This is a genomic window from Citrobacter sp. wls708 (genome assembly GCF_005281255.1).
GTDB lineage: Bacteria > Pseudomonadota > Gammaproteobacteria > Enterobacterales > Enterobacteriaceae > Citrobacter > Citrobacter werkmanii.
Genome location: NZ_SZXE01000018.1, coordinates 438,751 through 457,392, shown reverse-complemented (window position 1 = coordinate 457,392; position 18,642 = coordinate 438,751). Strand labels below are relative to the sequence as shown.

Below are 18,642 nucleotides of genomic sequence, written 5' to 3'. Positions count from 1 at the left end.
GAGTTATTTCAGGCTGACAAGGGGAAATTTAAAATAACTTTCTGAATGCACATTTTTTCACCAAAACAACCATTAACATGCCATAAAATAAGCAATTTGCCGTTTTTGCAGCCGCAATCACACTACCTGGTGGCATACTAATGAATAAGAGAAAGAGTAAGGAATAACATTCATGCCTTTAAATGCCCAACAGCTAGCCGCACAGAAGAATCTGTCCTACGTTCTGGCCGAAAAGTTAGCTCAGCGAATCTTAAAAGGTGAATATGCGCCGGGTGCTATCCTGCCCGGTGAAATAGAGCTGGGCGATCAGTTTGGCGTGAGTCGTACCGCAGTAAGAGAAGCGGTAAAAACGTTAACGGCAAAAGGTATGGTATTACCGCGCCCGCGTATTGGCACTCGCGTCATGCCTCAGGCAAACTGGAACTTCCTCGACCAGGAGCTGCTTACCTGGTGGATGACGGAAGATAATTTCCCTCAGGTCATAAAACATTTTCTGGTGATGCGCATCAGTCTGGAGCCTCAGGCCTGTTTACTGGCGGCGACTATCGGTACGGCAGAACAAAAAGCGCATCTCAATACACTGATGGAAGAGATGGTCGAGCTGAAAAGAAATTTCCGGCGCGAGCGTTGGATAGAAGTTGATATCGCCTGGCATGAGCACATCTATGAAATGAGTGCGAATCCGTTCCTTATCTCCTTTGCATCACTATTCCATTCCGTCTACCAGACCTACTTTACCTCTATTACCTATAACGATGTGGTGAAGCTGGATTTGCACCAGGCTATTGTCGATGCAATAGAGGATAGCGATGGCGATCGCGCCTTCACCGCCTGTCAGGCATTGCTGATAGCACCGAACGTGCTACCGGATAAATAATATGTCAGAAAAGAAATCTCGCAGTATGGCCGGGCTGCCATGGATAGCAGCCATGGCCTTTTTTATGCAGGCATTAGACGCCACTATCCTCAATACCGCTTTACCCGCAATAGCGCACAGCCTTAACCGCTCTCCACTCGCCATGCAGTCGGCTATTATCAGTTATACCCTGACGGTCGCCATGCTGATCCCGGTGAGTGGATGGCTGGCAGACAGGTTCGGTACCCGACGCGTCTTTATGATTGCCGTAAGCCTGTTTACGCTGGGCTCACTGGCTTGTGCGCTATCCAGTTCCTTAAGTGAATTGGTGGTTTTCCGCGTCATTCAGGGCATCGGCGGCGCGATGATGATGCCTGTTGCCCGTCTGGCTTTATTGCGCGCTTACCCGCGCAGCGAACTACTCCCTGTGCTTAACTTCGTGACCATGCCTGGACTTGTGGGCCCAATTTTAGGTCCGGTATTGGGCGGGGTTCTGGTCACGTGGGCCAGTTGGCACTGGATTTTCCTGATTAATATTCCCATAGGCGTGGCGGGCATCTTCTATGCACGCAAATATATGCCGAACTTCACCACGCCGCGCCGCGGCTTTGATATGACAGGTTTCTTCCTCTTTGGCCTGAGCCTGGTGTTGTTTTCCAGTGGTGTTGAGCTGTTTGGTGAGAAGCTTGTCGCTACCTGGGTCGCACTCAGCATTATTGTGACCAGTATTCTGTTGCTACTTGCCTACATTCGTCACGCGCGTCGTCACCCAACGCCGCTGATATCGCTTCCCATATTTAAGACCAGAACCTTTTCCGTTGGGATCGCTGGAAACCTTGCCACGCGTCTGGGTACAGGATGTGTGCCGTTCTTAATGCCGCTGATGCTACAGGTAGGCTTTGGATATCCGGCGCTAATTGCGGGTTGCATGATGGCGCCAACGGCGCTGGGATCAATACTGGCAAAATCAATGGTGACGCAGGTGCTACGCCGACTCGGCTACAGAACGACACTGGTGGGTGTTACGGTGTTTATCGGCCTGATGATTGCGCAATTCGCTTTGCAATCCCCTGCTATGCCGGTCTGGATGCTGATCCTGCCGTTGTTTATTTTAGGTATGGCGATGTCCACCCAGTTTACCTCAATGAATACCATCACTCTGGCGGACCTGACCGATGAGAACGCCAGCAGCGGTAACAGCGTGCTGGCCGTTACGCAGCAACTGTCGATCAGTTTAGGGGTCGCTATCAGCGCCGCCGTCCTGCGTATCTATGAAGGTATGGAAGGTACTAATACGGTTGAACAGTTCCATTACACCTTTATAACCATGGGCGCGATCACTATTGTCTCTGCGCTGATGTTTATGCTGCTAAAAGCCAAAGACGGACGTAACCTGATCAAAGATCGGCACAAGCCTAAACCGACCCCCGCGCCATCAAAACAGGAGTAAGTTGCAGGCGTTGTTGCTGCAATGCGGGCTGCGCCATCCGGTGGATTAACACATCGATGGCCAGCTCGCCCAATTCATCTTTGGGTTGATGGATGGTCGTCAGCGGCGGCGTCATATAGCGTGCCAGTTCGATATCATCATAACCCACCACCGCCATATCCTGCGGAATGCGCAATCCTGACTGATACAATGCCTGATACGCTCCGACGGCCATTGCGTCGTTCCCGGTGAAAACGGCCTGCGGTCGCTGTTTATGTGACAACAACGTTTGCATAGCTTCAAAACCACCGCCGAACTCAAAGTCACCGGTGATCTCGTAACCTTCCGGGACCGGCAAGCCCGCTCGCTTCATGGCCGCCCGATATCCTTCCAGACGTAAACGCGCCGGTGTTTTATCCAGCGGCCCGGTAATACAGGCAATGCGCGTAAAACCTTTATCGATAAGATGCTGAGTGGCTAAGTCCCCGCCTAACAGAGAGTTATCCTGAATCAAATCGCTTTCGCCATCAAAGGGCGACCAGTCCATCATTACGGTAGGAATAGAAGGATAGCGTTGCATTATCTCTCTGGAAGGCTGGTGCGTTTCGGTGCAGAGCAGCAGCAAGCCATCCACCCGTTTTTGCATCAGCGTTTCCAGATTGCGGTTCATTCGCTGTTCATCGCCTTCGGTATTGCATAACACCAGGCTGTAACCGCGTTCAAAACAGCTACGTTCAACGCCACGAACCAGCTCGGAATAAAAAGGATTGGTACTGGCAGTGATTAACATGCCAATGGTGCGGGTCTGGTTTAGCTTGAGACTGCGCGCCAGTGCGGAGGGCGCATAGTTAAGCTCTTTAATTGCCGCTTCAACTTTGTCAGTGACAGACTCACTGACAAAGCGATCTTTATTAATGACGTGAGAAACCGTCGACGTAGAAACACCCGCCAGGCGGGCGACGTCCTTCATTGTAGCCAAGCGTTACCTCTGTTGACTTAAAAACGCTTCTATTTCTTCGCGCCATGGAACGGAAGGCTGCGCACCTTTACGGGTAACCGCAATCGCCGCAGCTGCATGGGCAAAACGGATCGCTTCAGGCAGCGGTGTCTCTTCCAGTAACGCTGTAATTAACGCGCCGTTAAAAGTATCCCCGGCAGCGATGGTATCAACGGCGTCCACTTTAAAACCAGGCACTCGGTGGCCTTCACCATTCACGCTGGCCCACACTCCGCGACTACCTAAAGTAATCAATACAGTATGGATCCCTTTCGCGTGTAATGCCTGCGCCGCTTTGGCCGCATCTTCATCGTTTTCAACACGGATCCCCGTCAGCTTCTCAGCCTCGGTTTCATTCGGGGTAATAATATCCACCAGCGCCAGCAGTTCGTCAGAAAGTTCACGCGCCGGAGCCGGGTTAAGGGCGACCGTGGTCTTATTTTGCTGCGCAATTTTTGCCGCAGCCAACACGCTTTCGATCGGCGACTCTAACTGCATCAGTAAGGCGGAGGCATGCGCAATGCGGTCGCGCTGCGCTTCCACCAGTGCAGGAGAAAGAGCTGCGTTCGCTCCGGCGTGAATGCCAATAACGTTCTCGCCATCACCATTCACAAAAATCAGTGCCACACCGGTCGATTCCCCCGAAATGACGCTGATCGGCGCAATATCGATATTATCTTTGGCCAACTGTTTACGCACACTTTCGCCAATATCGTCGTCACCCGTACAGGCAATAAACGCGATGTTCGCGCCACTACGACCCGCAGCAACAGCCTGATTAGCGCCTTTTCCGCCAAATGCGACCTGATAATGGCTACCGGTTACGGTTTCACCAGGCGTTGGGAAAGATTTAAGGTTGAGGATGTGATCGGCATTGATGCTGCCAAGAACAACGAGGTTGCCTGCGGTTTTCATGTTCGGAGTGTCCAGTAAAGTGCGCCACCGGGTTAGGGTGGCGCGTGCCCTGCTTTTCTTTTTACGCTTTCATCCTTAGAACCAGGCCCTGGGATGGCGTATTTATGTCTCCATCAGGCCGCGAGCGACCTGAATCGGTGTTACTGCTTGATGACCAGCTTCAGATCAACCGGATATTTAGCCTGAACCTTCTCGCCTTTCAGAACCTTATCCGCAGTTTCCACGCCTTTCGCGCCGATCTGATCCGGCAACTGAGCAATGGTCGCAGCCAGTTTGCCATCATTTACTGCTTTTTCGCCATCTGGCGTGCCGTCAAATCCAACCACCATCACATCAGATTTACCCGCGGTTTGCAGTGCGCGCAGCGCACCCAGCGCCATTTCATCGTTCTGGGCAAATACGGCCTGCACGTCAGGATGTGCAGTCAGCAGGTTCTGCATGACGTTCAGACCCTTAGTGCGGTCGAAGTCTGCCGGCTGGCTGGCCAGTACGTTAAATTTGTGTGCCGCAACGGCTTGCTGGAAACCTTCGCCACGCTCACGTGCCGCTGAAGTACCGGCAATCCCCTGTAGTTCGATAACTTTCGCGCCTTCACCTGCTTTCTTCGCGATGTAATCACCCGCAATTTTACCGCCCAGCACGTTATCAGACGCAATGTGGCTGACCACATCACCTTTTGTCGCCTGACGATCCAGGGTAATAACCGGGATCTTCGCCTGGTTAGCCATCTTCACAGCGTTACCAACGGCATCAGAGTCAGTCGGGTTAATCAGCAGTATTTTAGTTCCACGAACCGTTAAGTCCTGAACGTTAGCCAGCTCTTTCGCCGGGTTGTTCTGTGAATCCAGAATCACCAGGTTATAGCCCAGCTTATCCGCCTCTTTTTGCGCGCCATCCTTCAGAGACACAAAGAACGGGTTATTGAGGGTGGAGACCACCAGCGCAATGGTATCTTTCGCCATCGCATTCGCGCTCACGGTGGCGCTCAGCGCAACAGCAGAAACCAGGGTAGCCAGTTTTTTCATGTTCATATTTAAGATGTCCTGTAATCGTTGTTACTGCTTTTTGTTGTCTACCAGTACCGCCAGCAAAATCACCACCGCTTTGACGATCATCTGGTAATAGGAGGATACACCTAACAAATTCAAACCATTATTGAGGAAACCGAGAATTAATGCGCCGATCAGCGTCCCAACAATACGTCCTTTACCGCCCGCCAGGCTGGTACCGCCTAACACCACCGCAGCGATAGCATCCAGCTCATAGCCAGTACCTGCCGTCGGCTGCGCAGAGGAGAGACGAGCCACTTCAATGATGCCCGCCAGCGATGCCAGCAGACCGCACAGGGAGTAAACGATAATTTTGATTTTACTCACGCTGATACCGGACAGACGCGTCGCCGCTTCGTTACCGCCCAGCGCATAGATGTAACGCCCCAGACGCGTATGGTGCAGCATGTACCACGCCGCCAGGAAGACAATCCCCATGATCCACACAGGCGTAGGCACGCCTAACGGACGACCAATACCAAACCAACCAAACAGATCGGCATTGTCAGTAAACCCGGTATTTACCGGACTGCCGTTGGTGTACACCATGGTCACACCGCGCAGCAGCAGCATCATCACCAACGTGGCGATAAACGCCTGCACGCGGCCTTTCGCGACAATGACCCCGGTTACTGCGCCAATGGCAGCACCGAGCGCCAAAGCAGCGGCAACGGCCACCAGCGCATTGACTTCAATACCGACAATGGACGCTGCCACCGCACCGGTAAGCGCCAGCAAGGAACCGACGGACAGATCGATACCCGACGTCAGGATGACCAACGTCATGCCGACGGCCATGATGGCGTTTACCGACGTTTGCTGGAGAATGTTGAACAGATTATTAACGGTAAAAAAGTTGGGGCTCATGGTAGAAACAATCGCGATCAGCACTAACAGAGCGATGAGCGACTTTTGCTCCAGAAGCCATGCTTTAGTGAAATAACGGCGACCAGAAACAGCCTGGGTAGTCATCTTTTTTACTCCTGATTCACGCGATTAAGCTTGCCCACAGCGGCAGCCATTAATACTTCCTGAGTGGCCTGCTCGCGAGTGAATTCACCGCCGAGATGCCCTTCATGCATAACGATAATACGATCGCTCATGCCAAATACTTCTGGCATCTCAGAGGAGACCAGAATGATGCTCAGCCCATCGGCCTTAAACTGGTTGATAAGCTGATAAATTTCTTTCTTAGCCCCAACGTCGACGCCGCGGGTTGGTTCATCGAGGATCAGGACTTTTGGTCGGGTCATCAGACCGCGCGCAATGGCCACTTTCTGCTGGTTACCGCCCGAGAGCAGGCCGATAGCCTGTTCCATCGATGGCGTTTTAACATTGAACAGACGAATAAAATCACCTACCGCCTGCTGCTCATCTTTATGCTTCAGGCTTCCACCGGCGCGACTGAAATAGCGCAGCGCGGTCAGTGACATGTTCTCTTTCACCGACATGCCCAGCACTAAGCCATCACGTTTACGGTCTTCAGAAATATAGACGATGCCGTTTGCAAGGCCATCCTGTGGCGAACGGGTGACAACTTCATGCCCATCAAGCGTGACGTAGCCGCTGGTGCGCGGCAATGCGCCATACAACACTTTCATCAGCTCGGTACGTCCGGCGCCCATCAGTCCCGATACGCCAAGGATCTCGCCTTTACGCAGCGTGAACGAAACATCGTTTACCCCTGGGCCGCACAGATTATCGACCTTCAGGCGAATATCGCCCGGCGCTTTTTCCAGACGCGGGTACTGATCTTCCAGCTTACGTCCCACCATCATTTCAATCAGTGAGTCTTCGGTCAGCGTTGCGACTTCACGCTCGGCAATAAACTGCCCGTCACGGAAGACGGTCACGTCATCACAGATTTCGAAGATCTCTTTCATACGGTGGGAGATATAGACAATGCCGCGCCCCTGCGATTTCAGCTCGCGGATAACGCGGAACAGGGATTCGGTTTCGGTATCGGTGAGCGCATCCGTCGGCTCATCCATAATGATGACCTTCGATTCAAAGCTCAGCACTTTAGCAATTTCGACCATTTGCTGATCGCCAATCGACAACTCACCGACCAGCCTGTCGCTTTTAAAGCGCAGATTGAGTTTGGCGAGCAGCAGATCGGCTTCGGCGTACATCTTCTTCCAGTCAATTTTGCCAAAGCGATTCACAAACTCACGGCCAAGAAAAATGTTCTCAGCGATAGTGAGTTGCGGGATCAGGTTCAATTCCTGGTGGATGATACCGATTCCGGCTTCCTGAGAGGATTTCGGGCCATTAAAGGTGGTCTCTTTCCCCAGCCACAATAAAGAGCCAGCATCACGGGCGTAGATCCCGGTCAGCACTTTCATCATGGTGGATTTGCCCGCGCCGTTTTCGCCCACCAGCGCCATTACGCGGCCTGGATAGACATTCAGCGCAGCGCCGGATAGCGCTTTTACGCCCGGGAACGCTTTATCGATCCCTTTGAGTTGCAGTAATGCGTTCATGATGGCCTCAGAACGTGACGCCAGCACAGAGAATGATATTCGCATACGGAGAACACTCTCCGCTGCGAATTACCGCCTGACTGTCTGCGGTTTGTTTTTTGAATTGTTCATGCGTGGTGTAACGAATTTCTATGGTGTTTCCCTGGTGTTGTTGCAGTTGCTCAATGTGGCTGAGCAACGTTTCGTGGAGTTGCGGATTATGTTGTTTAATTTCCGTCGCGAGAATGGCCGCCTCGACCTGCATTTCACGTGTAACCACATCCAGTACCTGCATAAAAGAAGGTACGCCCTGGGTTAATGCCATATCAATACGCGTTGTGCTGTTCGGGATGGGTAAACCTGCATCACACACCACCAGCGTATCGGTATGTCCCAGACGGGAGATCACCGTTGAAATTTCAGAGTTGAGTACCGTGCCTTTCTTCATTTTCTTTCCCCACTAGCGAAACGTTTCGCTGAAGATAAGTGTAGTGCGAAGAATGGACAGAAAACCACCGCGACGTTACGAAAATGTGATCGCCATCGAAACGTTTCGCAAGGATTATCATTTGATGAAATGAAAACTGGGAGGGACAAAACAAAACGCCCCCTTTCGCGATGAAAGAGGGCGTCGATTGCCTTAAATCTCTACCTGAGTACCGAGCTCAATAACCCGGTTTGGTGGGATTTCAAACTGGTCCGGCGCGCGCAGCGCATTGCGCTGTAGGAGCAGATATAGCTTGCCGCGCAGACGCAAATACCATGGCCGTTTGCCGACAATCAGCGACTCGTGCGACATAAAGAAGGAGGTTTCCATCATCCGACAGCTTAAGCCTTCCAGACCGCAGCGATGGAACACTTCCTCAACGTTCGGCGTTTCACGCCAGCCGTAGCTGGCCACTACGCGCCAGAAGGTGGGCGATAACTGCTCAATCTGCACCCTACGCACGTTGTGCACGTATGGCGCATCTTCCGTACGCAGCGTCAGCAGAATCACGCGTTCATGCAGCACCTTGTTATGCTTGAGGTTATGCAGAAGCGCAAACGGGATGACGTTCAGCGCACGCGACATATATACCGCCGTTCCCGGCACGCGTACCGGTGGGGATTTCTCCAGAGAGGCAATCATCGCCTCCAGAGAGTTGCCGTGCTCATGCATGCGACGCAGCAGACGGAAACGCTCGCTTTTCCACGTAGTCATGATGGTGAACATCACCAGACCCAGCGTCAGAGGCAGCCAACCGCCGGAAATCAGTTTATCGAGGTTCGCGGAGAACAACGGAACATCGACGCACAAGAACGCCACCAGGATCAGGAAGACGAAGTATTTATTCCAGTGCCAGTTTTTGCGCGCCACGGTGGTAGACAGAATAGATGTCAGTACCATTGTCCCCGTTACCGCAATCCCGTACGCCGCGGCCAGATTACTGGAGTGTTCAAAGCTCACAATCACGATAACCACCGCAAAATAGAGCATCCAGTTAACGAAAGGAATGTAGATCTGACCCGATTCCATTTCCGAAGTATGAATGATCCGCATCGGCGATAAATACCCCAGACGCACGGCCTGACGCGTCAGCGAGAAGACACCGGAAATAACCGCCTGCGAAGCGATAACCGTTGCCAGTGCGGCAAGGATCAGGAGTGGTATCAATGCCCAGTCCGGCGCCAGCAGGAAAAACGGGTTTTTGATCGCTTCAGGATGCTTTAACAGCAGCGCCCCCTGACCAAAATAGTTCAGCACCAGCGAAGGCAATACCACCGAGAACCATGCCAGTCTAATCGGCAACTTACCGAAGTGCCCCATATCCGCATACAGCGCTTCAACACCGGTAATCGACAGCACCACCGCGCCCAGCGCAATAAAGGACAACGTTTTGAATTCGAGGAAGAAATGCACCGCCCAGTACGGATTTAGCGCCTGCAGTACCTCCGGGTTGCCAATAATACTGCGCACGCCTAATACCGCGAGCGTCAGGAACCACAGCAGCATAATCGGCGCAAACAGTTTACCAACCATGCCGGTACCGTGTTTTTGAATCATAAACAGCAGGGTCAGCACGATAATCGAGAGCGGAACAATCCAGGTATCCAGCTGCGGTGCAACAATCTCCAGACCTTCAATCGCCGACATCACTGAAATGGCTGGCGTAATCACCACTTCACCATAGAAGAAGCTACCGCCAATCAACCCCATGATGACCAGCATCGAGGTTGTTCGCGCCGAGGTATTGCGCCCGGCCAATGACATCAACGTCAGGATCCCACCTTCCCCGGCGTTATCCGCACGCATGACAAACGTCAGATATTTAATGGAGACAACAAAGATCAGCAGCCAGAAAATCAGCGAGAGAAAACCAAACACAGCATCACGTTCAACGCCAAAACCAAACTGGCCAGACAAACATTCACGAAGCGTATAAAGTGGGCTGGTACCAATATCACCGTAGACAACCCCAATGGCCGCAAGGGTAATCGCAGACAATGATTGTTTATTATCAGTGCTCATAGACTCGTCTTTCGTTTATACACATCATCATTCAAGCCACTCCGTGTGGGTTGCATTCGTTATTCCCCCCATCCCAGAAGAAAACTCCATTGCCGCCTTGGTGCAGTATGATTGATATGGTGTATATATTAGAAATGTGTGCGTCGTCCCTTGGCCCACAAAAAGGCGCACAGTATGCACGATTACTCACAAAATCGTACCCCTAAATGAGACCAGATTAATCTGGCTCAAAGAAAAATAAACGCACCTTCAGTCTATTACTGCACTGGTGTGAAGCATCTATACTCGCAGTTTACGCAGTACATTTGGCGAAAGGACGCCACTTCATTATGGCTCACCCACATTTATTAGCGGAAAGAATTTCCCGTCTGAGCAATGCGCTGGAAAAGGGACTTTATGAACGTAGCCACGCCATTCGCCTTTGCCTGCTGGCTGCTCTAAGCGGCGAGAGCGTATTCTTATTAGGTCCTCCAGGGATCGCAAAAAGCTTAATTGCCCGTCGACTGAAGTTTGCTTTTCAAAACGCCCGCGCTTTCGAATACCTGATGACGCGCTTCTCTACGCCGGAAGAGGTGTTTGGGCCGCTATCTATCCAGGCGCTGAAAGACGAAGGTCGCTATGAACGCTTAACGGCGGGCTATTTACCCGAAGCTGAAATTGTCTTTCTCGATGAAATCTGGAAAGCAGGCCCGGCCATTCTCAACACCCTGTTGACCGCTATTAACGAACGGCATTTTCGTAACGGCGCGCATGAAGAGAAAATCCCGATGCGTCTGCTGGTGGCAGCCTCCAACGAACTGCCTGAAGCAGACAGCAGCCTGGAAGCCCTGTACGACCGTATGCTGATCCGCCTGTGGCTGGATAAAGTTCAGGACAAGGCCAACTTCCGCTCCATGCTGTTAAGCCAGCAGGATGAAAGTGACAACCCGGTCCCGGCGTCGTTACAGGTGACGGATGAAGAGTATTACCAGTGGCAAAAGGACATTGGCGCCATCAAGCTTCCCGATCGCGTCTTTGAGCTTATTTTCACGCTGCGCCAACAGCTAGACGCATTACCGAATGCCCCCTATGTATCCGATCGCCGCTGGAAAAAAGCTATCCGCTTACTCCAGGCCAGCGCCTTCTTCAGCGGACGTGATGCGGTCGTGCCTATCGACCTGATCCTGTTGAAAGATTGCCTGTGGTACGACGCGCAAAGCCTGAATCTGATGCAACAGCAGCTTGAAATTTTGATGACCGGACACGCCTGGCAGCAGCAAGCCATGCTGACGCGTCTGGCCAGCATTGTGCAGCGCCGCATCCAGCTCCAGCAACAGCAAAGCGACAAAACGGCATTCACGGTGATCCGTCAGGGCGGCATGTTCAGCCGTCGTCCTCATTATGATTTACCGCCGGAAGCCACTTCTTCAGTCGTGACATTACTGCTGCAAAAACCCTTAAAACTACATGATATGGAAGTTATCCATATTGCTTTCGAACGGGGAGCGCTGGAACAGTGGCTAACCAAAGGCGGTGAGATCCGCGGAAAATTAAACGGGATCGGCTTCGCCCAAACGCTGAACATGGAAGTCGATAGCGCACAGCACCTGGTTGTGCGCGACGTCAGTTTGCAAGGCTCTCGTCTGGCGCTGCCCGGTGCATCGCAAGAGAGTATGCCTGATGAGATAAAACAGCAGCTTGAAGCACTTGATAACGAGTGGCACCAGCAGCACAGTGCATTCAGCGAACAGCAAAAATGTCTGTTTATTCATAGCGACTGGTTAGGCCGCATTGAGGCCAGCCTGCAGGATGTCGGGGCACAAATCCGCCAGGCGCAACAATGCTAACCCTTGATACGCTCAATATCATGCTGGCAGTCAGTGAAGAGGCGATGATCGAAGAGATGATCGTCGCCCTGCTGGCTTCTCCAAAGATGGTGGTGTTTTTTAAAAAGTTTCCTCGCCTTAAAAAAGCGATTACTGACGATATTCCCCGCTGGCGCGAGTCACTGCGCAGCCGCCTCAAAGATACCCATGTACCGCCGGAGTTGACGGAAGAGGTCATTTGTTACCAACAAAGCCAGCTCCTCTCTCATGCGCAGTTTATGGTCCAGCTCCCGCAAATATTGGCGCTATTACACCGCCTCCATTCGCCGTGGGCCGGGCAAGCGCAGCAACTGGTTGATGACAACAGTACCTTTACGCCCGCCCTGCATACGCTTTTTCTCCAGCGCTGGCGCCTGAGTCTGGTGGTACAAACTACAACGCTGAATCAGCAACTGCTGGAAGATGAGCGTGAACATTTACTTAGTGAAGTTCAGGAACGGATGACCCTCAGCGGGCAACTGGAACCCGTTCTGGCAGAAAACGACAACGCCGCAGGCCGGTTATGGGATATGAGCGCAGGTCAAATCAAGCGCGGCGATTATCAACTGATGGTGAAATACGGCGAATTTCTGGCGCAACAACCCGAACTCCAGCGTCTGGCTGAACAGTTAGGCCGTTCCAGAGAGGCCAAATCTGTGCCGCGTAAAGATGCACCCATGGAGACCTTCCGTACCCTTGTGCGGGAACCCGCCACCGTCCCGGAACAGGTGGATGGCATCCAGCAAAGCGACGACATCCTGCGCCTGTTGCCGCCGGAACTGGCCACACTGGGCATTACTGAACTGGAATACGAGTTCTACCGACGGCTGGTGGAAAAGCAGTTGTTGACCTATCGTCTGCACGGCGAGGCATGGCGCGAGAAAGTAACGGAACGTCCGGTGGTGCATCAGGATTTTGACGAGCAGCCGCGCGGACCGTTTATTGTTTGCGTTGATACGTCGGGATCAATGGGCGGTTTTAATGAGCAATGTGCAAAAGCCTTTTGCCTGGCGCTAATGCGCGTCGCCCTGGCCGATAACCGGCGCTGTTTCATTATGCTGTTTTCAACAGAAGTGGTGCGCTATGAGCTGTCTGGTCCGGAAGGCATTGAACAAGCGATCCGTTTTTTAAGCCAGCGTTTTCGCGGCGGTACCGATATTGCCAGCTGCTTTCGCGCCATTATTGAGCGCATGCAGGGCCGGGAATGGTTTGATGCCGATGCGGTGGTGATCTCTGATTTTATCGCTCAGCGATTGCCCGATGAGGTCGTCAATAAAGTGGGTGAATTACAGCGGGTGCACCAGCATCGTTTTCATGCGGTGGCAATGTCAGCACACGGCAAACCCGGCATCATGCGCATTTTCGATCATATCTGGCGCTTTGATACCGGGATGCGAAGCCGCCTGCTCAGACGCTGGCGGCGTTAATTATTACAGCAGGGAAGAAACGCTTTCACGTACCTGTGCCGGCCACACGCCACACTGCACCTGACCAATGTGCGGTAATTGCAGCAGCAGCATGGTCAAACGCGACTGTCCAATGCCGCCACCGATTGTCTGCGGCATTTCACCACGCAACAGCGCCTGGTGCCATTCCAGACTCAGACGATCTTCATCACCGGTCAATGAAAGCTGGTGTTTAAGGGTGTCGGCATCCACACGGATCCCCATCGAAGACAGCTCAAACGCATCTTCCAGAACCGGGTTCCACACCAGAATATCACCGTTCAGACCGGCGTGACCCAGCTCAGACGCTGAACTCCAGTCATCATAATCCGGCGCGCGTACATCGTGACGGTGACCGTCACTGAGCTTGCCGCCGATCCCTACCAGGAATACTGCGCCCAGTTCTTTCGCGATCGCACGTTCACGACCTTTCGCGTCAAGATCCGGATAACGAGATAACAGCTCCTGGCTATGAACAAAGTGGATCTGCTCTGGCAGGAACGGTGCCAGACCAAACTCTTTACTAACCGCAGCCTCGGTGGCCTTAATTCCCGCCCAGATAGCCTCTACCGTGCTTTTCAGAGTGGAGAATTGACGCTCGCCGTCGCCCATCACGCGCTCCCAGTCCCACTGGTCAACATACACTGAGTGCAGTGGGGAGAGGCGATCTTCATCGGGACGCAGGGCCTTCATGTGCGTGTACAACCCTTCGCCTGCGCTAAAGTCGTGTTGTCCTAACGTTTGACGCTTCCACTTCGCCAGTGAATGAACCACTTCGAATTGAGCGTCCGGCAATGCTTTAACCTTCACCTGCACCGCTTTTTCACAGCCCGACAAGTTATCCTGCGTACCATCTCCTACGCGGCTGAGGATCGGAGCCTGAACTTCGATCAGACCTAAACGCTCTTCCAGCTGACGAGAAAAATGAGATTTTACGAAGCTAATTTGACGTTGTTTGGCAATGTAAGCGGTTTTCATTATGTGTACTCCTGTGTCCTGTTGCCTATGATTAAGCAACAGAATGGAGGTAATATTCAATAATCAACAAACAAAAAGCCGACTTCGATTTTGATTCGTTAAAATTAACGTCTAAAATAAAAAGAATCATTAATCTACATAAGAAAAACCTATGGAAAATTATCAGATCGACAATCTGGACCGCGGCATTCTTGATGCCCTGATGGAAAATGCTCGCACCGCCTACGCAGAATTGGCCAAACAGTTTGGCGTTAGTCCGGGGACAATTCACGTTCGCGTAGAAAAGATGAAGCAGGCCGGGATCATCACCGGTGCGCGTATTGATGTCAGTCCCAAACAGTTGGGTTATGACGTCGGCTGCTTTATCGGCATCATTCTGAAAAGCGCGAAGGACTATCCGTCAGCGCTGGCCAGACTGGAAAGCCTTGACGAAGTGACCGAAGCCTATTACACCACCGGCCACTACAGCATCTTTATTAAGGTGATGTGCAAGTCGATCGACGCGCTGCAACAGGTACTTATCAACAAGATCCAAACAATTGATGAAATTCAGTCCACTGAAACCCTGATCGTCCTGCAGAACCCGATCATGCGTACCATCAAGCCATGATCATTTTTTTTAATCCCACATTTTTCCACAGGTAGATCCCAGCTCGCTCACAGCGTACAATGCGCCTTCTTTATAAAGGTGGGCGAGCATGGCAGACATCACTCTTATCAGCGGCAGCACGCTTGGCAGTGCGGAATATGTAGCAGAACATCTGGCTGAAAAGCTGGACGACGCCGGTTTTTCCAGCGAAATACTGCATGGGCCAATGCTGGATGAGGTTCCGGCTGAAGGGATCTGGCTGATTATCAGCTCCACACACGGTGCTGGAGACATTCCTGACAACCTGCAGCCTTTATATGATGCGTTATGCGAACAAAAACCGGACCTGTCGCAAGTAAACTTCGGCGCAATCGGCATCGGCAGTCGTGAATATGACACCTTTTGCGGCGCAATCGACAAGCTGGAAGCAGAACTGAAAGCCTGTGGGGCAAAACAGATCGGCGAAACGCTTAAGATCAACGTGCTGGAACATGAAATTCCGGAAGATCCGGCTGAAATTTGGCTGGGATCCTGGCATCCATTGCTCAGAGATTTGTAAAGATCATACTTTTTTATGTGGATAACTCTGGTTAAAAGCTTGGATCAACCGGTAGTTATCCAAAGAATAACGGCTGTTCAGTTTTTGAGTTGTGTATAACCCTTCATTCTGATCCCAGCTTATACGGACCAGGATCACCGATCATTCACAGCTAATGATCCTCAGCAACCTGTTGATCTTATTCAAAGGATCGTCCTTATCCACAGAGAGTGGCGATCCTAATAAGAGATCACAATAAAACAGATCCCTAAATAAAAAGATCTTCTTTTTAATACCCAGGATCCCAGGTCTTTCTCGATCGACTAAAGTTGAGTAGAATCCACGGCCCGGGCTTCAATCCATTTTCACACCGCGTTATGCGAGGCAATTACCATGTTTTATCAGGATCCTTTTGACGTCATCATCATTGGCGGGGGTCATGCAGGCACCGAGGCCGCAATGGCCGCGGCGCGAATGGGACAACAGACCCTGCTTTTGACACACAATATCGACACACTGGGACAGATGAGCTGCAACCCGGCGATTGGCGGTATTGGGAAGGGACACCTGGTAAAAGAAGTGGATGCGCTTGGTGGATTGATGGCAAAAGCGATCGACCACGCAGGTATCCAGTTTAGGATACTAAACGCAAGCAAAGGGCCAGCCGTTCGCGCTACCCGAGCTCAGGCCGATCGTGTGCTCTATCGTCAGGCAGTACGCACCGCGCTGGAGAATCAACCCAACCTGATGATCTTCCAGCAGGCGGTTGAAGATCTGATTGTTGAAAACGATCGTGTCGTGGGTGCCGTAACCCAAATGGGACTGAAGTTCCGTGCCAAAGCGGTCGTATTAACCGTGGGGACTTTCCTCGACGGCAAAATCCATATTGGTCTGGACAACTACAGCGGCGGCCGTGCTGGCGATCCGCCGTCTATTCCGCTGTCACGCCGTCTGCGTGAACTACCGCTGCGCGTCAGCCGCCTGAAAACCGGTACGCCACCGCGTATTGATGCACGTACTATCGATTTCAGCGTACTGGGTCAACAAAACAGCGACAACCCGATGCCGGTCTTCTCATTCCTGGGCGACGCTTCCCAGCATCCGCGCCAGATGCCGTGTTACATCACGCATACCAATGAGAAAACCCATGACGTGATCCGCAATAACCTCGATCGTAGCCCAATGTATGCCGGCGTAATCGAAGGTATCGGCCCGCGCTACTGCCCGTCGATCGAAGACAAAGTGATGCGCTTTGCCGATCGCAACCAGCATCAGATCTTCCTCGAACCGGAAGGACTGACCTCTAACGAAATTTACCCGAACGGCATCTCCACCAGCCTGCCGTTCGATGTACAGATGCAAATTGTTCGATCCATGCAGGGGATGGAAAACGCCCGTATCGTTCGCCCTGGCTATGCGATTGAGTACGATTTCTTCGATCCGCGCGACCTGAAACCCACTCTGGAAAGCAAATTCATCCAGGGCCTGTTCTTTGCAGGCCAGATTAACGGTACAACCGGTTACGAAGAAGCCGCCGCCCAAGGGATGCTGGCAGGTCTCAACGCCGCACGCTTGTCTGCTGAGAAAGACGGCTGGGCACCGCGTCGCGATCAGGCTTACCTTGGCGTGCTGGTCGACGATCTGTGCACGCTGGGAACCAAAGAACCGTACCGCATGTTTACCTCACGTGCTGAATACCGCTTGATGCTGCGTGAAGATAACGCCGACCTGCGTCTGACCGAAATTGGGCGTGAACTGGGTCTGGTGGACGATGAGCGTTGGGCTCGCTTCAACGAAAAGCTGGAGCGCATTGAACAAGAACGTCAGCGTCTCAAATCAACCTGGGTAAACCCGTTAGCGGAATCTGCAGCCGAAGTGAACGCTCACCTGGCAACACCTTTATCTCGTGAGGCCAGCGGTGAAGATCTCCTGCGTCGCCCGGATATGACCTATGCTCAGTTGACCTCTTTATCTGCATTCGCGCCGGCGCTAGATGATGCTCAGGCCGCGGAACAGGTTGAGATTCAGGTGAAATACGAAGGATATATCGCTCGTCAGCAGGAAGAAATCGAAAGACAACAGCGTAATGAGAATACCCTGTTGCCTGCAACGCTGGATTATCGCCAGGTCTCGGGATTGTCGAATGAAGTCATCGCCAAACTGAACGATCACAAACCGGTATCGATCGGCCAGGCATCGCGCATTTCTGGTGTAACGCCTGCCGCCATCTCCATTCTGCTGGTATGGCTGAAAAAACAAGGTATGCTGCGCCGCAGCGCTTGATAACACTAATTTGGCGGGAGCGCTTCGCTTGTCCGCCCTACAAACTTGTAGGCCCGATAAGCGATAGCGCATCGGGCATTTGATTATTAACAGGTAACGACCGTGCTCAACAAACTCTCTCGTCTGCTGGCTGATGCCGGTATTTCTCTTACCGATCACCAGAAAAATCAGCTGATTGCGTATGTCGATATGCTGCACAAATGGAATAAAGCATATAACCTGACATCGGTGCGGGATCCCAACGAAATGTTGGTGCGCCATATTCTGGACAGCATTGTTGTCGCGCCTTATCTGAAGGGCGGGCGCTTTATTGATGTTGGCACGGGACCGGGTCTGCCGGGAATTCCACTTTCTATCGTGCGGCCTGAAGCGCATTTCACACTGTTGGATAGCCTGGGAAAACGCATCCGTTTCTTACGTCAGGTGCAGCATGAGCTTGGTCTTACTAACATTACGCCTGTGCAAAGTCGGGTTGAAGAATTTCCTTCAGAGCCGCCATTTGATGGGGTGATCAGCCGTGCATTCGCGTCCCTCAATGATATGGTGAGCTGGTGTCATCACTTGCCGGGCCAGAACGGACGCTTTTATGCGCTCAAAGGTCAATTGCCTGAAGAGGAAATCGCCTCGTTGCCTGCAGAATTCAGCGTCGAGTCAGTCGAAAAATTACGCGTTCCACAACTGGATGGTGAACGTCATTTGGTGGTTATTAAACCAAACAAAATTTAATTTTTATCAAAAAAAATAGAGA

The 18,642-nt window shown here is 52.1% G+C and carries 16 protein-coding genes; 8 read left to right on the top strand and 8 right to left on the bottom strand.

Annotated features, from left to right (window positions below; translation table 11 throughout):
* Positions 1 to 172: 172 nt before the first annotated feature.
* Positions 173 to 877: a FadR/GntR family transcriptional regulator gene (locus FDW97_RS15440; RefSeq protein ID WP_038635812.1), complete on the top strand. Its 705-nt coding sequence runs from the start codon at positions 173 to 175 to the stop codon at positions 875 to 877.
* 1 nt (position 878) lies between these two features.
* Entirely contained in the window at positions 879 to 2,306 is a 1,428-nt protein-coding gene (mdtD, locus tag FDW97_RS15435; protein WP_038635809.1) for a multidrug transporter subunit MdtD, read from the top strand.
* Here the strand turns inward: mdtD and rbsR are convergent.
* The 7 genes from rbsR to kup all read right to left on the bottom strand — a co-directional run bounded on the left by rbsR (position 2,272) and on the right by kup (position 10,217).
* Positions 2,272 to 3,264 (bottom strand): ribose operon transcriptional repressor RbsR, encoded by a 993-nt coding sequence (gene rbsR, locus FDW97_RS15430; protein ID WP_087857265.1) that lies wholly within the window; start codon positions 3,262 to 3,264, stop codon positions 2,272 to 2,274. The two genes, mdtD and rbsR, sit on opposite strands and share 35 nt — an antisense overlap.
* A 3-nt stretch (positions 3,265 to 3,267) precedes the next feature.
* The gene (gene rbsK / locus FDW97_RS15425; RefSeq protein WP_038635803.1) at positions 3,268 to 4,197 is read right to left on the bottom strand and encodes a ribokinase; all 930 of its coding nucleotides are present in this window, start codon (positions 4,195 to 4,197) and stop codon (positions 3,268 to 3,270) included.
* Between the two features lie 140 nt (positions 4,198 to 4,337).
* Positions 4,338 to 5,228, bottom strand: a complete 891-nt coding sequence (gene rbsB / locus FDW97_RS15420) for a ribose ABC transporter substrate-binding protein RbsB (RefSeq protein WP_006687780.1) — start codon at positions 5,226 to 5,228, stop codon at positions 4,338 to 4,340.
* 24 nt (positions 5,229 to 5,252) lie between these two features.
* Complete coding sequence (rbsC, locus tag FDW97_RS15415) at positions 5,253 to 6,218, bottom strand: ribose ABC transporter permease (RefSeq protein ID WP_003023762.1); 966 nt, start codon at positions 6,216 to 6,218, stop codon at positions 5,253 to 5,255.
* 5 nt (positions 6,219 to 6,223) lie between these two features.
* The gene (gene rbsA / locus FDW97_RS15410; RefSeq protein ID WP_137351264.1) at positions 6,224 to 7,729 is read right to left on the bottom strand and encodes a ribose ABC transporter ATP-binding protein RbsA; all 1,506 of its coding nucleotides are present in this window, start codon (positions 7,727 to 7,729) and stop codon (positions 6,224 to 6,226) included.
* Between the two features lie 7 nt (positions 7,730 to 7,736).
* Complete coding sequence (gene rbsD / locus FDW97_RS15405) at positions 7,737 to 8,156, bottom strand: D-ribose pyranase (RefSeq protein ID WP_038635798.1); 420 nt, start codon at positions 8,154 to 8,156, stop codon at positions 7,737 to 7,739.
* A gap of 192 nt (positions 8,157 to 8,348) precedes the next feature.
* The gene (gene kup / locus FDW97_RS15400; protein ID WP_042311390.1) at positions 8,349 to 10,217 is read right to left on the bottom strand and encodes a low affinity potassium transporter Kup; all 1,869 of its coding nucleotides are present in this window, start codon (positions 10,215 to 10,217) and stop codon (positions 8,349 to 8,351) included.
* Between the two features lie 329 nt (positions 10,218 to 10,546).
* On the opposite strand from kup, the gene ravA reads away from it, so the two are divergent.
* Both ravA and viaA read left to right on the top strand, forming a co-directional pair.
* Complete coding sequence (gene ravA / locus FDW97_RS15395; protein WP_038635792.1) at positions 10,547 to 12,043, top strand: ATPase RavA; 1,497 nt, start codon at positions 10,547 to 10,549, stop codon at positions 12,041 to 12,043.
* On the top strand, positions 12,037 to 13,488 hold the full coding sequence (gene viaA / locus FDW97_RS15390) for an ATPase RavA stimulator ViaA (RefSeq protein ID WP_085049157.1): 1,452 nt from the start codon (positions 12,037 to 12,039) through the stop codon (positions 13,486 to 13,488). Before ravA ends, viaA begins: the two co-directional genes overlap by 7 nt.
* A gap of 3 nt (positions 13,489 to 13,491) precedes the next feature.
* Here the strand turns inward: viaA and asnA are convergent, their stop codons facing one another.
* Positions 13,492 to 14,484 carry an aspartate--ammonia ligase gene (gene asnA / locus FDW97_RS15385; RefSeq protein WP_069323645.1) on the bottom strand — a complete coding sequence of 331 codons (993 nt, stop codon included), beginning with the start codon at positions 14,482 to 14,484 and terminating at the stop codon, positions 13,492 to 13,494.
* Positions 14,485 to 14,635: 151 nt separating this feature from the next.
* Between asnA and asnC the strand changes: the two genes are divergently transcribed.
* The 4 genes from asnC to rsmG all read left to right on the top strand — a co-directional run bounded on the left by asnC (position 14,636) and on the right by rsmG (position 18,620).
* Positions 14,636 to 15,094 (top strand): transcriptional regulator AsnC, encoded by a 459-nt coding sequence (gene asnC / locus FDW97_RS15380; protein ID WP_003023780.1) that lies wholly within the window; start codon positions 14,636 to 14,638, stop codon positions 15,092 to 15,094.
* A gap of 88 nt (positions 15,095 to 15,182) precedes the next feature.
* Entirely contained in the window at positions 15,183 to 15,632 is a 450-nt protein-coding gene (gene mioC, locus FDW97_RS15375; protein WP_137351263.1) for an FMN-binding protein MioC, read from the top strand.
* A gap of 372 nt (positions 15,633 to 16,004) precedes the next feature.
* Positions 16,005 to 17,894 (top strand): tRNA uridine-5-carboxymethylaminomethyl(34) synthesis enzyme MnmG, encoded by a 1,890-nt coding sequence (gene mnmG, locus FDW97_RS15370; protein ID WP_038635780.1) that lies wholly within the window; start codon positions 16,005 to 16,007, stop codon positions 17,892 to 17,894.
* A gap of 102 nt (positions 17,895 to 17,996) precedes the next feature.
* Positions 17,997 to 18,620, top strand: coding sequence for a 16S rRNA (guanine(527)-N(7))-methyltransferase RsmG (gene rsmG, locus FDW97_RS15365; protein ID WP_069323646.1), 624 nt, complete (start codon positions 17,997 to 17,999; stop codon positions 18,618 to 18,620).
* Positions 18,621 to 18,642 lie beyond the last annotated feature (22 nt).

What these genes read in the sequence shown, in the direction of transcription:
- FDW97_RS15440 (WP_038635812.1), top strand. Translation starts at nt 173, where the DNA reads ATGCCTTTAAATGCCCAACAGCTAGCCGCACAGAAGAATCTGTCCTAC.
- mdtD (WP_038635809.1), top strand. Translation starts at nt 879, where the DNA reads ATGTCAGAAAAGAAATCTCGCAGTATGGCCGGGCTGCCATGGATAGCA.
- rbsK (WP_038635803.1), bottom strand. Translation starts at nt 4,197, where the DNA reads ATGAAAACCGCAGGCAACCTCGTTGTTCTTGGCAGCATCAATGCCGAT.
- rbsB (WP_006687780.1), bottom strand. Translation starts at nt 5,228, where the DNA reads ATGAACATGAAAAAACTGGCTACCCTGGTTTCTGCTGTTGCGCTGAGC.
- rbsC (WP_003023762.1), bottom strand. Translation starts at nt 6,218, where the DNA reads ATGACTACCCAGGCTGTTTCTGGTCGCCGTTATTTCACTAAAGCATGG.
- rbsA (WP_137351264.1), bottom strand. Translation starts at nt 7,729, where the DNA reads ATGAACGCATTACTGCAACTCAAAGGGATCGATAAAGCGTTCCCGGGC.
- rbsD (WP_038635798.1), bottom strand. Translation starts at nt 8,156, where the DNA reads ATGAAGAAAGGCACGGTACTCAACTCTGAAATTTCAACGGTGATCTCC.
- kup (WP_042311390.1), bottom strand. Translation starts at nt 10,217, where the DNA reads ATGAGCACTGATAATAAACAATCATTGTCTGCGATTACCCTTGCGGCC.
- ravA (WP_038635792.1), top strand. Translation starts at nt 10,547, where the DNA reads ATGGCTCACCCACATTTATTAGCGGAAAGAATTTCCCGTCTGAGCAAT.
- viaA (WP_085049157.1), top strand. Translation starts at nt 12,037, where the DNA reads ATGCTAACCCTTGATACGCTCAATATCATGCTGGCAGTCAGTGAAGAG.
- asnA (WP_069323645.1), bottom strand. Translation starts at nt 14,484, where the DNA reads ATGAAAACCGCTTACATTGCCAAACAACGTCAAATTAGCTTCGTAAAA.
- asnC (WP_003023780.1), top strand. Translation starts at nt 14,636, where the DNA reads ATGGAAAATTATCAGATCGACAATCTGGACCGCGGCATTCTTGATGCC.
- mioC (WP_137351263.1), top strand. Translation starts at nt 15,183, where the DNA reads ATGGCAGACATCACTCTTATCAGCGGCAGCACGCTTGGCAGTGCGGAA.
- mnmG (WP_038635780.1), top strand. Translation starts at nt 16,005, where the DNA reads ATGTTTTATCAGGATCCTTTTGACGTCATCATCATTGGCGGGGGTCAT.